This window comes from Acinetobacter sp. RIT698 (genome assembly GCF_009668065.1).
Taxonomy (GTDB): domain Bacteria; phylum Pseudomonadota; class Gammaproteobacteria; order Pseudomonadales; family Moraxellaceae; genus Acinetobacter; species Acinetobacter guillouiae.
Map to the genome: position 1 here is coordinate 22,069 of NZ_WJYH01000044.1, position 14,729 is coordinate 36,797.

The window sequence follows — 14,729 nt, forward strand, 5'->3', positions numbered from 1 at the left end:
TCAGTGACGTTTTATGCTCATGGAATCATCCATGGGAACACATAAGCTTGTAGTGTAATAATAATACCGATCATTACAGTAAACGTTATACTGTGTTTAACCGTAAAACGGAACAGATCAGACTCTTTACCTACCAGCCCCACCGCCGCACATGCAATTGCAATCGACTGAGGAGAAATCATTTTCCCAGTGACACCACCACTGGTATTTGCAGCAACCAGTAATACTTCTGGGACACCAATTTGTTGCGCAGTCGTGGCTTGTAATGCCCCGAATAAAGCATTTGCAGAAGTATCCGAACCTGTAAGGAATACACCTAACCATCCTAAGAATGGAGAGAAGAATGTAAATGCTTGCCCCGTATGTGCCAATGCCAAAGCCAAGGTTGCAGACATTCCTGAATAGTTAGCAATAAAAGCAAATGCCAACACCATACCAATCGAATAAATGGGAATTTTTAATTCATTAATGGTTTCAGCAAAAGTAACCACTGCTTCTTTTGGCTTCATTTTTAAGAAAATAATAGTAATGATTGCAGCAATAATAATTGCGGTACCCGTCGCTGAGAACCAATCAAATTTATAAATTGCATCATAGTCTTTTACTTCAGCAACAACAGGTGGCATCTTTTGAATCATTTGATGCAAATATGGCACTTTGATAGAAATCACTAAATCATGCAGTGCACCATCTTTGGTAAATAAATCCTTAAATAGCTTTACACTCCAGATCGTAACCATCACTGTTAAAATCGCAAATGGAGACCACGCTTTGGCAATTTGAGCAAGGCTATATTTCTGTTGTTTTTGTGCAGCGAGATTCTCGCTCATGCTGTCATCTTCATTTGCAAAACGGAAGATATGCTTTGGCTGCCAATATTTTAATAAAATCGTTAATGAAACCAAAGACGCAATTGAAGCGGTAATATCTGGTAATTCTGGACCCACAAAGTTTGAAGTCAAATATTGTGCTAGCGCAAAAGAACCACCACCGACAATCACAGCAGGCCAAGTTTCTTTTACACCACGCCAACCATCCATAATCGCCATGATCCAGAACAGCACAATTGGAACCATAAATGGCAACTGACGTCCAACCATCTGACTGATTTCCATTGTTTCTACACCAGAAACCTGTCCAGCCACAATAATTGGAATCCCCATTGCACCAAATGCCACAGGTGCTGTATTCACAATCAAACATAGACCAGCCGCATAAAGTGGTTTAAAACCAAGCCCCACCAATAACGCAGCGGTAATCGCAACTGGTGCACCAAAGCCAGCCGCACCTTCCAAGAAAGTACCAAAAGCAAAACCAACAAAAAGCATTTGCAGACGTTGGTCTTCCGTAATCGACAAAATCGAAGAACGAATAATATCGAACTGCCCTGTTTTTACTGAAACTTTATATAGGAATACTGCGCCAATAATGATCCATGCAATTGGCCATAAACCATAAAAGAAACCATAGACCAATGATGCCAATGCCATCATCGTTGGCATTTGATAAGCAAATAATGAAACCAGTAAAGCCAATACAACTGTAATTGTCCCCGCAACACTTCCTTTCATGCGGAATACAGCAAGGGCTAAAAAGAAAAAGATAATTGGTATCAGCGCAATGGCACTGGATACCCAGATATTGCCCATCGGATCATAAATCTGTTGCCAATGTTGAAGCATTGTCATCTCCTTGAAATGCTTGCTAGAACGTGGAATGTCATTGAATCATCCATTTATTTCTCAATAATTGGTATGACCAATTTAGTTTTAAATTAAAAAATTTTGCACTAACTGCTACTTAATATTAATTTTTGCTGATTTAAAGATCAATAGTTGGCACTCAATTAATTATTTTGGTATGACCAATATTGCAAATATTTCGACCTATTCACAGACCAATCCTTCAGCTTTCAGGGTTTCAAATCGAATAACTCATTTGTTTTATATTGTATTTTTTTAAATTAAACCAATTTTATACAACTTTAGTCGTATGCTATTTTTTAATGCACCTTTTAGTAACACTGATTTAAGTTTATTATCGGGTTTGGAAATACTTCAAAACCAAAATTAGTCAGACCAATTTAAAAATCAGTTAAAATAAGCGTAAAGGCATCGTATTAAACAAAAAATATAAAAAACAGAAAAAAAAGCAAAATCAATGAACTTTCACTGATTTTGCTTTTTACTTTAATTGAAAAATTACATAAAAATTTAATTAACTATAAATTAATTCAACAATCTCCATTCATTGATTTAACGATGCTCACAACTCAATAAGGTTGCAGGTTTTTTCTTGATTTTAAGATTTAAAGAACTTGAAATAATTCCTGAACAAATAAATGCCGCACCGATAATAATGTTGATTGTAATCGGCTCATGCCAAAGCACATAACCAAAAAATAAACTTAGAATAGGAATACACATGATTGAAATAGACGCAACAAAGGTATCTACCTGACTCACAATCCAATTCCACAAGGCAAAGGCAAAACCAGTTCCAATCACAGCAATATAGAACAGGATTGAATCATTGAGCGGATTCATCCAAACTTTAACATCTACAGGTTCAAAAATTAAAGCGCCGATCAGAATCACCACACCACCCATCAGCAATTGCCAAAAGGTCAATTTGATTTTGTCATAAGTTGCAAAATTCTGTTTGATATAAACTGTGGTTAAAGCCCAGAAGAAGCCTGACAAGATTAAGAAAGCTTGACCAATTAACGATAAATTCAAATGAATATGATGTAATTGTGGCCAAAGAATTGCAACCAAGCCCAATGTGCCAAGAACCAACCCAATTATTTTTTGGCTATTTAAACGCTCATTTAAAATATAATGCGCCAATACACCAATAAAAATAGGCATAGTAAACACTAAAACAGCAGACAATCCCGAATCAACAAATTGCATGGCAAAGGTTTGTGTTGCATAAAAACCAATACAAATCATCAAACTTGAGATCATCAGTTTTTGCCATTCACCTTTTGCGGGTAAAACGGATTTTCTTAACAGTACTTGAACCAACATAAGGGTAAGCGCAGCTAAGATTAAACGCGTAGAAATAAATAAGAATGGCGGAAATATTTGCAAACTATGTTTGACCAATCCCCACAAAGATCCCCAGACGAGACACAATAATACAATTGCACCAATCACTCGAAGATTCATTTGCTGTACTCAACAGATGGAAAGTACATAGAGTATAGAAAATAAATGACATCATGAATAATGCTATGTTTTAATGTACACATCATTTTTTTTGATGCTAAAGTAGATATTTTAGTATCAGCACTTATTCAACGCATTATTGAGGAATTGAAATGAATATCGATATGGGTGATATCAAATCATTTGTGACTGTTGCTGAACTAAAAAGCATTACAGCAGCAGCAAATAAGCTCAATTATTTACAATCGAATATGACAGCAAAAATAAAAAAGATTGAAAATCACTATAAACGTCAATTATTCATCCGAAAACCCAAAGGTGTTGAACTGACCGAATCAGGAATGAATTTATATCAGCAATACAAAAAAATGATCTTCACATGGGAAGAAACAGAAAATAAAATCTATCAGCAGGAAAAATATTTACGCTTTGGTACCAACACCAGTTTAGGCGGAATGCGTTTCTACCCGTCTTTTAGCCAACTTTATGAAACCTACCCTGAGCTTTCAATCACCATGAAAACAGGTGCTACAGGCTATATTGAAGATGAAATTTTACGCGGAAACCTAGATATCGCTTATGTTTTAGGTCACCCAAAACAGAAAAATATCCAGTATATTCAAAAGGCAGATGATCAATTGGTGATTATCGGAAAAAATGTCATCAACCATGACAGCCTTGAAGACTGTCTCAATCATCAAAATATTTTACTTGCCTCAGAAGAATGCTGTTATGCAACCACTTTAGATCATATTTATACAGACTATCATTTAACCAAGGGTGAATTAACCCATATTTATGATCATGAAGCCTTAGTCAATTTCACTCAGTTGGGTATGGGAATTTCAATGATTGCAAAGTCACTGATCAAAAAATTTAATATTCAATATTATCGAGAAACACCCGAACAATATCGAGATATTGGATTCTATCTGATAGCCCGAAGTGAACATGTATTTACCCCGATTGAAAAGCAGTTTATTGGTTTAAATGATCAACTATGATATCAAACGAATCAGATATATTGGGTTAACCCTATACATCCAATTTATCTTACTTTTAACATAGGTCAATCCGCAGCTTGCCATTTGGCCTTACACACATTCAGCAAAATCAGCAGCCCTATACAAGTACCTATTGGAAATCCAATCAAGAATAAACACCCAATAATGGTAGACATCAATCTCCCTATTTCACTACCCTTTTCAACTTCTTATTAAATTTCACACCTCTTTAATTTGACTTTTCTTATAAGTTTTACCTGAGGTGTATAAGTCATTTAAGTAAATTAATTTTGCTCTAATAAATTGTCATTTTTTCAATGTTAACCTTCAAATCCAATAAAACATTGATTGAAAAAGTGCTACAATACTGCGTTTATAAAATTCTCTTTGGCCACCCATGTATGTGGTGCCTCTTTCGAAATAGTTAGGACGAGCAATGACTGATAATGCAACGATCTTGCAGAATGTACCAGTAGGCAAAAAAGTGGGTATCGCCTTTTCTGGTGGTCTAGATACTTCAGCAGCTTTATTGTGGATGAAACAAAAAGGCGCAGAACCTTATGCTTATACAGCAAACTTAGGTCAACCTGATGAAGATGACTACGATGCAATTCCGCGTAAAGCTGAAAACTACGGTGCTGTAAAAGCCCGATTGGTTGACTGCCGCTTACAACTTGCATTGGAAGGTATTGCTGCAATTCAATGTGGTGCATTTCATATCAGCACTGGTGGTGTTCCTTATTTCAACACAACACCATTAGGTCGTGCAGTAACAGGTACAATGCTTGTTACAGCAATGAAAGAAGATGATGTTAATATTTGGGGTGATGGTTCAACCTATAAAGGGAACGATATTGAACGTTTCTATCGTTATGGTTTATTAACCAACCCTGCACTTAAAATTTACAAACCTTGGTTAGATCAGCAATTTATTGATGAATTAGGCGGTCGCGCTGAAATGTCACAATTCTTGATCGACAATGGTTTTGATTACAAAATGTCGAAAGAGAAAGCCTATTCAACAGATTCAAACATGTTGGGTGCAACTCACGAAGCGAAAGATCTTGAATACCTCAATGCAGGCATCAAAATCGTTGAGCCAATCATGGGCGTTGCGTTCTGGAAAGAAGACGTAAAAGTTGAAGCTGAAGAAGTTTCTGTAACGTTTGAAGAAGGCTTCCCTGTTGCATTAAATGGCAAACGTATTGAAGACCCTGTTGAATTCATTCTTGAAGCCAATCGCATTGGTGGTCGTCATGGTCTAGGTATGTCTGACCAAATCGAAAACCGTATTATTGAAGCAAAATCTCGTGGCATCTATGAAGCTCCGGGAATGGCGCTTCTTCATATTGCTTATGAACGTCTTGTAACGGGTATTCATAACGAAGACACTATTGAACAATATCGTATCAATGGTTTACGTCTAGGTCGTTTATTGTACCAAGGTCGTTGGTTCGATTCGCAAGCATTGATGCTACGTGAAACAGCACAACGCTGGGTTGCTAAAGCAATCTCTGGTACTGTGACTTTAGAACTTCGTCGTGGTAATGACTACACGATTATGAACACTGAATCAGAGAACCTCACTTATGAAGCTGAGCGTTTAACCATGGAAAAAGGTGATTCAATGTTTAGTCCTGCTGACCGTATCGGCCAATTGACTATGCGTAATCTTGATATCACGGACACCCGCGCAAAACTTGGTATTTATACCAATACTGGTTTATTGGCTGTCGGTACAGGATCTGCGATCCCTCAGTTGAAAGACAAAAATAAATAATTTTTGATGAAAAACAAAACCGCCAAATTTGGCGGTTTTTTTAGCTTTAGCCTTAATGACTTTTCATTAAAGATTGCTTATCAAGACACTGCATTCTTAGTTTCAGGCTGCGATAAGTTTTGTTGCTCTAATTTTTGCTGTTGTTTTTGCAACTCAATCTTTTCAGCATGTTCTTGGCGAATTTGATCATATTCCCGTTTGGTTTCGGCATCACTTTTAGCCGCAAGAAAAGCCATTCCAACTAAAAATACTGGAAATAACAATGCTAATGTCGCAAAGATATAAAATTTTTTCGAACTTGTCTGTGACATAAATTCAAGGCTTTCAATAAATTTAACTAGGTTGCTTAATATAACAGAATAAACCCATCCAATACATTACTCACCTACAGCCATAGGATTACAATCCCCTATTTATTTAAAGCGAAAAATTTAACTAAAAAGCATATTACCTTGTGATTCAGAAGCCTAATCAATCACTTTCACCAGTACTCTTCATCAATTAAATTATTCTTATATTGCATTCATTTCCCAAACTGCTTTAATAAAAGCTAATTTAATAAAAACCAGTTGCCCATAAAACAAAAACGGTCTAAGCAAATTTAAAAACAATTAACGATTCTTTGTTTGTTTATAAGCTTCTTGCGCTATAGCCAAACTTTTCTTTTTGCCTTCAACAGTATCTGGAATCTCATTAGATGTTCCATTACCAGAATGGCGTTGCAGGTGTTGCTGTTGAGAATACTGATGCATTTCAGACTGAGTTTTTTGTTGCTGTATCGAAGTTTGGTTTGCAGTTCGTTGGGTTAATTTTTGTTGAAGTTGTTGCTGTGGATTTATAATAGCAGTTCCAGCACAGGGTCTAGATTGATAAGTTACCGAACCTTTTACTGTACATTTGTGTACGTCTTTAGCAAATACATGATGAGAAATCCCTAAAGCTAAGATAACCAACAATACTTTTTTCACAACCAACACTCCATTTAAGTCTCAACAAAATATCAACAAATGATTTAAATTGCTATTTACACAGGAGTTTTCTTATTCACAGGAGTTTTCATCTACAATTAAGGTATAAATATGACTTTTTTTGCCAAGTTTTACAGCATTTTGTCATAGTTCAAAGCCTTGAGTTTCAAGATTTAATTTGAAGGTTTTTAAGTGATTGCTGAACAATAAAACCATGAACCATAGAAACAGGCAGCATATAAATTTTCCCAAAAAGATTATATGTTACTACACTGGTACATATCGTTAATTCATTTCTAAGTCCATCATATTCTTCGATTTGTAAAACCAGCAATACACTCAAGTGCTTATCGGTTGACTGTAAAAAAAGCTCACGATCTGAGACTTTAACCACATCAAAAAAATCTGCTTTCCCACCCACTTGAAGCGGTTTAGTTGATTCACCAAAGCCTTGAATAGGTTGCACACCACCTAAATGCCGGCTTAAAAAATCTCTTAGCTTAAACGCAGCCCTCAACCAAACTGGCGGCTTACTGGTCATTAGATAATAGGCTTGAGTACTGGTAAGATTTTTATCAATATATTGCTTGGCTTCGTGTAAAAAATTTAATTGATCAAGTGGAGCAACCAGTATTTTAGGATCTTTTTCTATGTTCATTCGATTAACCCCTTAAAATATAATTAATATTTTTTCAAACAACCGCTAAAAACAGTCTACAGTAATCAGTTGTTGGTGCAATTACTCACATTCTAAAGTTTAATAAATATACTTAGATTCTAGAATAAAATAGCCAAACCATAAATAACAAAAAGGTCTGCACTTGGCAGACCTTTGATTATACTGACTTTAGTGCGTCTATCTTTTAATTAGCTATCCATGTTATGAATGACTTGAAATAAAATTAAAACACTATAAAACAATTAGTTATATTGCTTTAGTTGATTCAAAATAATTAATATGTACACCGTTCTGTACACAAAGACTTTTTAGGTTGGGTTTCAGTGAAATCTTTATCCCAAATAAAATAGTTTGGATTAGCTATCAACTAAACCAAACCATTAGGAATACAAAGTACTACCAATACTTTATATTGAATAGCCCCCTATCCGCTATTCACATATGACAACTAAATAGAATCTTACTCTTAACAAGTTAATCTTATAACAGAAGGTAATATTTTTCTATTTTATTTTCAGCTTGCGAAAATGCGCAAGTTAGCAATTTTTTGCTTTTTTTAATAGTTTTTTATTCCAAAATTATTTCTAGAAACAAGGTCCTCGTTTTTCATTTATAATGGACTGTATCAATATCTAAACTAAGCTTTACGTTACTTATTATTGTATAAATTAATGACTCAAATTCATTATTGAATTTGAGTCATTTTATTGAAGAATATTTTTACCTTAATACAAAATACTTTCAGTTATTTATACTTATCTAAATTTGTTTCTGGGCCGTCTCTATAGATTTCCTGTGCTTTCGCATAGCTTTCCATCAAGCATTTATATTCTGGACAGATATGCTCAGAGATAATTTCAGCAAAACGCGAACCTTCAGGGCGGTTCCAAGTTCGCATTAATTCAGCCACGATGGCAAAAGTATCAGTTGGAATTGCTCCAGCTTGAGTGACACGCGCAATAGATGTATCCGTTGCCATTTTGTTCCAGTTTCCTGAAGCATCAACTACACAATACACATTATAACCTTCTTTACGCGCACTTACCGCAGGGAATGTCATACACACACTGGTCAAGGTTCCAGCGATAATCAAAGTTTTTCTACCCGTTTTCTTAATTTCATCAACAAAGAGTGGATTATCCCATGTATTAATTTGTCCTGTCCGCGGAACATAAACCGCATGCGGAGCATACTGATGAATTTCAGGTATTAAAGGGCCATTTGGACCATCTGGTACAGATGCTGTAGTAATTACAGGGATATCTAAAAGTGTTGCTGTCTTTGCAATAGCTGAAACATAATTACGTAAATCAGGTACAGGTAAATCCCGTACAGTATTAAATAACCCACTTTGATGATCAATCAATAGAATAACCGAATCATTTGGATCTAACATGCCGTTAGTTGCTGCCATGAGTAACACCTCAAATATTGTAATTTTATACTTTCGTGATATAACGAAAAATTTAACCATATGAAAATAAAACAAGAATTCATATGAAGAAGTAGACAGTTGAAAAATCAACCACCTTGTAGATAAACTAATATATAAAATGGATTCCAGAAAGTTTATCTTTGTTTTATCTTGTAATTATATATTTTTTTTTCATAAGTGAACTGCAGTTTAGTCGCATATGTTTACTTCAAATAACCCTCACTCAGAGGGCCGCCGCTCAATCAATCTTTCTGCATCAATTTCGTGTCCATCAGTAGCTTTTGCCACTTCTCGATATTCAGTGATGAAATTTTCGAATAAGTCACTGTTGGTATTGGTGTGCTTAATTATGACTTCTTTGCACTGCCCTGACTTAAGCTTTAATATTTTTAGGTAAGGCATATATCAAGTTATAGATATGAAAATTTTTTATGATTTGATATAAAGTGTAATAAGTTAATTTTAAGGTATGTGCAAGTCTATATGTTAGAAACAGAACGTCTAATACTCCGACAATGGAAAGAAAGTGATTATCTACCCTTCATCAAAATGGGTTCAGATCCTGAGGTAATGAAATACTTTCCTAAGTGTTTAACACAAGAGGAGAGTATTAATTTTATTAATGCAGTTACTAGTATAATCGATGAAAATAAATGGGGATATTGGGCTGTAGAGTTAAAAGAGAGTCAAGAGTTTATTGGATTTATTGGTTTACTTAGTCAGCCAATACAGTTTGATTTTTCTCCTTGTATTGAAATAGGTTGGCGACTAGCAAAAGACTTTTGGGGGCAAGGTTATGCAACGGAAGGTGCAAAAGCAGCTTTAGAGTATGCTTTTAATACTCTGAATTTGGATAAAGTTGTTTCATTTACTCCTTCTGTAAATAAACCATCAGAGTCTGTAATGAAAAAATTAGGAATGCAAAAAGTAAAAGAATTTAATCACCCAAAACTTCCAGAAAACCATGATCTAGCAAAGCATGTTTTATATGAGATAACTAGATCTGATTTAGCATAATGGTCGTTAGATGAATCAGCCCTCACTCAGAGGGCCATGACTCCCTTAATTTTTCTGCATCAGCCGCGTGTCCATCAGCGTCTTTTGCCACTGCTCGATATTCAATGACGCACTTCTCGAGTATGTCACTGTTGGTATTGGTGTACTCAATGATGGTTTTTTACCCTGGCCCTTACTCAAGCTTTAGTAGTTTAGGGCAAGGTATAATTAAATTAGCTAGAATCGTCGGGGATATCAAAACCAAAATAATCCTAATGATACATAGTACTATCTTGTGTCATAGATATGCTTTTTTGAATATCTATGACATTTATATTATAAATTTATCATCAATCAAACTATTGACAAGAGATTACTCCAATAGATTTTCCTTGGCTATCTACTTGATAAGCAGCAGCTATTGTTAATGAATCGTATTGAAAAACCAACTCAACCCTGTTACTACCTTCAGCCAATAAAAGAGTATTCATAACTGGATACCTATCTGTAATCTTATCACTAGCTTCTTTATTTATTTTTACTTTATACTCATTCTGACCGCTCTTAAAGGTTAATTCATCACCATTTTTTTGAATATCGCAAATTGAATTGTTTTTTTGTACCAATTTACTACTCTTAAAATCGGGTATTAAACTAGAAGAACAGTGTGTTAAAAGCTTAGTACTTCCTTGATACTCTGTACCTACACAAGCACTATAATCAATATTTAATCGTGCATAATCTTCAATAGCATAAGGGATAGTACTGTATTTTCCTTCTCCAATCATTTTTAATAGTTCAGGATAACCATTGAATGCAGTGGACTTGTTTATAGCTTCTTTAAGTTTATCTAAAGTTTTATAATAAGAAGAGTTATCTTTTGATGTGTCATTACTCAATAAATTAACACTCTCATCAATAATATATTTTTTAAGCTTTAATTCTTGTTTTATTTGATCAATAGCTTTTTCTAAATCACCACTTACAAATATAGAGCTACTTTGATACCAATCTTCCACTGTCTGATTTGACGCACTAGCAATCACAAAACTTGTAATCGGGTTTATATTCACAAGCTCATTATTTTTGATGATATATGAGTAATAAATTTCATTATTCGATATGGCTCGAACTTTACATGGTAATTGAGTTTTATCAATTTCTCCAGTCCAGTCTCCATACATATTTGTATTCACAATATTACTAAAACCACTACTATCTAGGCATTTAGCTTCAATTTTCACATTACTTTGACTAAGTATATCTCCAATAGTGTTAATAGTTCCTGACAATTTGATGTATTGAATTTCTGGTTTAGGATCTGGTTTAGGATCTGGTTTAGGATCTGGTTTTGGGTCTGGTTTTGGATCTGGTTTTACAGTAGTTTTTGGATCTGATTGATTCGATGAAGAAGAATCTGATCCTCCTCCACAGGCTATCAACATCGATGTGATTAGCAGCAGTGAGCTTAACTTAAGCACTGAAGATAAATTTTGGTTAACTATGCACTTTTTCATGATTAATTCTTTTCATGTAATAAAAATTGATTTTTTGTAAAGCAAGAAATTTAAAAAGTGAAACACCAAACTAAATTTAATGCTCGCTTTATCTTGTACTATGTACACTATAACAATTGTGCACATTTTCGTGATTCATCTCAAATATTATTTACTGTAACTTTATAAAAGACGAGCTCACCATACATAAAATTTTTATTCTAAATCTTATAACGACCAATAAAAGCGAGAAGTCCGATTAAGATTTCTCGCCATTTTGAAATGAGTGGGAATAGTGTCATTTTAGAAATAACTCCATTTCAATTTTTCTGCGTTTTACAAGACCATTCAAAACTCGGCCGCCTCCGCGGTTCCACCGTGGGAATTGAGCTGCAGCTCCTTTATAGTCTTTTGCATTTAACTTTTTAAGTAATGTTGAGTCTTTAAATGCACCAGAGCCGATGTTGTAGGTTAGTGAAATCAACGCATCAAACTGGTTTTGATTTAATTGGACCTTTACTGCCGTATTAACGGCTGATTCAAATTTCTTCAAATCCTGAGCCAGGTATGCTTTTGCTTGCTCTGCGGTGCAAGTATCTCCTTTCTTAACCTTAACGCCATTAATGGATGTTGTGCCATAACCTATAGTCCATACACCTACGCCATCGTCATATGCTTTGAGCTCAAGACCCTCAAAGCCACAAATCAAATTTATTCCCTTAGCACTTGTTTTCATTATGCACCCCACTTTCTTGCATTTTTCTTGAGATATTCTTCAATGAATGTAGAACCAAGAATTCCCAGTGCACTCCCAATACCAACTAATGCTAATGGTGAAATTTCGGGAATCTGAAGCAAAACCAAACCAGCCACCAAGGAAGATGCAGATCCTAAAATGGTTCGCCCAATAATTACTCGGAAAGTGAGTTTTTCAGGTGAAACTAGAAGCTTACTCATACCGATCAGCCCTCCAATTACGATTAAAGTCAGTAATGTTTTTTCATGCTCTTGCATGTAACCCCCTATTTTTGGCAATAAAAAAGCACCCGAAGGTGCGTGTAATGTTTGATGTTTAGTAATTTGTGACGTCAAGAATCATGTAATGGTGTCGACAAACACCTATAGATACAACAGAAGTATCTTCTACCTGATCAATCTTTCCAGAAGTTAAATACAATGTACTACTATCAATTGCAGCTACAGATGAATAGACATCAGCCTGATAAAATGTTTCCCAACCATTAGATATCCACTCAGCGTAAATTGCGAACATACGATTTAAAGGATAAATCGCATATTTTCTACCAACAGGTAATGAAAGAGTTTTGCTATTACGATACTGATTACTACCACCTACTACTGGTGAATAGTTATCAGTCTCCATGATCATTTGAACGGGTTGCATGTATCTATGATTTGCATCAAATACTAACTTGCCGTTCGCATCCCAAGCTTTAAAACCTATATTTGGCGTGTTATCAATCGGTCTACCAAAAATATAAATATCAATATAATTAGTCTCAGTATTTAACTTATTGACTGCACTTGGAATATTTTGCTGGTTCGCACCAGTTACCATCACCCGAACTGTTGAATCAGTTAAACTGTAGTAACAAGCACCACAGATGGAGCTAAAAGCAAGAACAGCACCGTCAATACCTGAAACATCGATATCATAACCCATCCAACCGTAGACACCTGGTCCCGCTGTTTTAGTAAAATATCGTCTCTCTTTCCGCACAAATGCTAAATTGAAGAATGAATCATCAATAACTTGAGTGATTTCATTATTAATTTCTAAATAGGATGCCATCAATACTCTCCTACATAGACTTTAAATGGCTTCGGTGCAGAGCTCCATGAGGCATAAGGTATAAATGAAATTGTAAGTTGGGTGCCAGAAACTGAGACCCTATAGTTATAACTCATTGGATCATAATAAGGCTCAGAATCATTGGCTATCAGCGGTTTATAGTAGTAGTAAAGATTACCTTTTAAGGTTCTTGGTAATGAAACGGTCTTAGTTACGTCCCCTGCATTAATAGTGACTTCTACCAATACTTTTGGTATCCGTTGAGTGCCATCGAATGAGACTCTCTCTTGTTCATCTTGCAACAAAATGCCTATTGGCATTACCAGACTCCTATCTTAACTCTCACACGGTTTTGACTATCTTTAACCTCTATATATGAGCCCGTAATCGTTGTTGTGCCATTACTATTTGAACTGGTAAAGGTTCCTAAATTAGCACTAATAGCACTCAGATTATCTGCATAGATCTTACTTGCTGAAATATAACCAACTGACGCATTATCAAGATATAAACCAGCAGGTACGATGGTTCCATTGGGTAACTCTGTTGGTGTCGATTGGTACACAAATGCATATTTGCTTGATCCAGTAGTACCTTCAGGCGGGGCAATTGCAAACTTATTTGCTTGAATAATGAAATCAACAGTTTTGCTGTCATTCTCAATACCAATCCCGCCGATTAAATTACCTGATTGCAGTTTCAACGTTGCTCTTGCATTTAACCCATTAATAGATGACTGCTGAGTTTGAATACTCGCAGTGTTGCCCTCTACAGTAGTTTGAATCGTACCAACTTGCTTTGCGGTAGCAGTTTGAGCTGTTGTAACCGTCTCGACTTTCGTTTGAACTGTCGCAAGATTTGTATTTGCCGTATTTGCTTTTGATAAAGCATCATTGGCGGTAGTTTGAGCATTATCTGCTTTGGTAATTGCAGAAACAGATGAAGCTTGAACCGTATCAATACGTGAAGACTGTGCAGATTGAGCATCAGATATAGTTTTTATCTGACTTTGAACAGCCGTTTTATTACTGTCAAAATCAGCACGTACAGTGCTAATACTCTCACTTAAAGACTTATCTGCATTCACCAATGTACTGAGTTGAGTTGTCACAGAAGCTTGATTTTCATTCATCTGTGCAATCACTTGATCAGTACGAAGTGATTGAACCACATCTCCTTCAATTCTTGCAGATTGCTCAGACCATACGCCTGCAAACCCACCCTCATTACCAATTAAGTCGTTTTCAGACCCAATCAATGTCGGGTTAATCTGGGCATAAACACCATCAATCTTAGTTGTTGTTGCTGTCAATTTATTGTCAACATCGGCAACTTTCGACTCAACAGTACTTAATGCGCCAGTCGTCGCATAATCACCAAGCTTA

General features: G+C 35.5%; 14 protein-coding genes and 1 pseudogene. 3 read left to right on the forward strand and 12 right to left on the reverse strand.

Translation table 11 applies throughout. From position 1 onward, the window contains the following. Positions 1-17: 17 nt before the first annotated feature. The gene (gene lldP, locus GJV03_RS16755) at positions 18-1,688 is read right to left on the reverse strand and encodes an L-lactate permease (RefSeq protein WP_171501871.1); all 1,671 of its coding nucleotides are present in this window, start codon (positions 1,686-1,688) and stop codon (positions 18-20) included. A 567-nt stretch (positions 1,689-2,255) separates the two neighbouring features. After that, a complete protein-coding gene (locus tag GJV03_RS16760) occupies positions 2,256-3,173 on the reverse strand; it encodes a DMT family transporter (RefSeq protein WP_004724901.1) in 918 nt (305 codons plus the stop codon). Between the two features lie 152 nt (positions 3,174-3,325). On the opposite strand from GJV03_RS16760, the gene GJV03_RS16765 reads away from it, so the two are divergent. Continuing rightward, a complete protein-coding gene (locus GJV03_RS16765) occupies positions 3,326-4,177 on the forward strand; it encodes a LysR family transcriptional regulator (RefSeq protein ID WP_004724903.1) in 852 nt (283 codons plus the stop codon). A gap of 436 nt (positions 4,178-4,613) precedes the next feature. Then, positions 4,614-5,957: an argininosuccinate synthase gene (gene argG / locus GJV03_RS16770; protein WP_004724905.1), complete on the forward strand. Its 1,344-nt coding sequence runs from the start codon at positions 4,614-4,616 to the stop codon at positions 5,955-5,957. 80 nt (positions 5,958-6,037) lie between these two features. Here argG and GJV03_RS16775 read toward each other — a convergent pair whose 3' ends face one another. The 4 genes from GJV03_RS16775 to GJV03_RS16790 all read right to left on the reverse strand — a co-directional run bounded on the left by GJV03_RS16775 (position 6,038) and on the right by GJV03_RS16790 (position 9,018). Beyond that, complete coding sequence (locus GJV03_RS16775) at positions 6,038-6,268, reverse strand: hypothetical protein (protein ID WP_004724907.1); 231 nt, start codon at positions 6,266-6,268, stop codon at positions 6,038-6,040. 300 nt (positions 6,269-6,568) lie between these two features. Beyond that, a complete protein-coding gene (locus GJV03_RS16780; protein ID WP_354666870.1) occupies positions 6,569-6,925 on the reverse strand; it encodes a DUF4124 domain-containing protein in 357 nt (118 codons plus the stop codon). A gap of 166 nt (positions 6,926-7,091) precedes the next feature. Continuing rightward, positions 7,092-7,583: a DUF2867 domain-containing protein gene (locus tag GJV03_RS16785; protein ID WP_004724912.1), complete on the reverse strand. Its 492-nt coding sequence runs from the start codon at positions 7,581-7,583 to the stop codon at positions 7,092-7,094. A gap of 766 nt (positions 7,584-8,349) precedes the next feature. Continuing rightward, complete coding sequence (locus tag GJV03_RS16790) at positions 8,350-9,018, reverse strand: hydrolase (RefSeq protein WP_154130628.1); 669 nt, start codon at positions 9,016-9,018, stop codon at positions 8,350-8,352. A gap of 504 nt (positions 9,019-9,522) precedes the next feature. Between GJV03_RS16790 and GJV03_RS16795 the strand changes: the two genes are divergently transcribed. Next, positions 9,523-10,056, forward strand: coding sequence for a GNAT family N-acetyltransferase (locus tag GJV03_RS16795; protein ID WP_154130629.1), 534 nt, complete (start codon positions 9,523-9,525; stop codon positions 10,054-10,056). A gap of 338 nt (positions 10,057-10,394) precedes the next feature. Here GJV03_RS16795 and GJV03_RS21640 read toward each other — a convergent pair whose 3' ends face one another. From GJV03_RS21640 to GJV03_RS21805, 6 genes and pseudogenes are all read right to left on the reverse strand, one after another. Beyond that, positions 10,395-11,552, reverse strand: coding sequence for a hypothetical protein (locus GJV03_RS21640; protein ID WP_252720730.1), 1,158 nt, complete (start codon positions 11,550-11,552; stop codon positions 10,395-10,397). A gap of 277 nt (positions 11,553-11,829) precedes the next feature. After that, the gene (locus GJV03_RS16805; RefSeq protein ID WP_154130630.1) at positions 11,830-12,267 is read right to left on the reverse strand and encodes a lysozyme; all 438 of its coding nucleotides are present in this window, start codon (positions 12,265-12,267) and stop codon (positions 11,830-11,832) included. Continuing rightward, on the reverse strand, positions 12,267-12,545 hold the full coding sequence (locus tag GJV03_RS16810) for a phage holin family protein (protein ID WP_096734562.1): 279 nt from the start codon (positions 12,543-12,545) through the stop codon (positions 12,267-12,269). The genes GJV03_RS16805 and GJV03_RS16810 overlap by 1 nt, the downstream gene beginning before the upstream one ends. Positions 12,546-12,603: 58 nt before the next feature. After that, entirely contained in the window at positions 12,604-13,344 is a 741-nt protein-coding gene (locus tag GJV03_RS16815) for a hypothetical protein (RefSeq protein ID WP_154130631.1), read from the reverse strand. Beyond that, positions 13,344-13,664, reverse strand: a complete 321-nt coding sequence (locus tag GJV03_RS16820; RefSeq protein ID WP_154130632.1) for a hypothetical protein — start codon at positions 13,662-13,664, stop codon at positions 13,344-13,346. Before GJV03_RS16820 ends, GJV03_RS16815 begins: the two co-directional genes overlap by 1 nt. Then, positions 13,664-14,729 (reverse strand): annotated as a pseudogene (locus GJV03_RS21805) (phage tail protein); the annotation flags it as partial. The gene GJV03_RS16820 and the pseudogene GJV03_RS21805, both read right to left, overlap by 1 nt.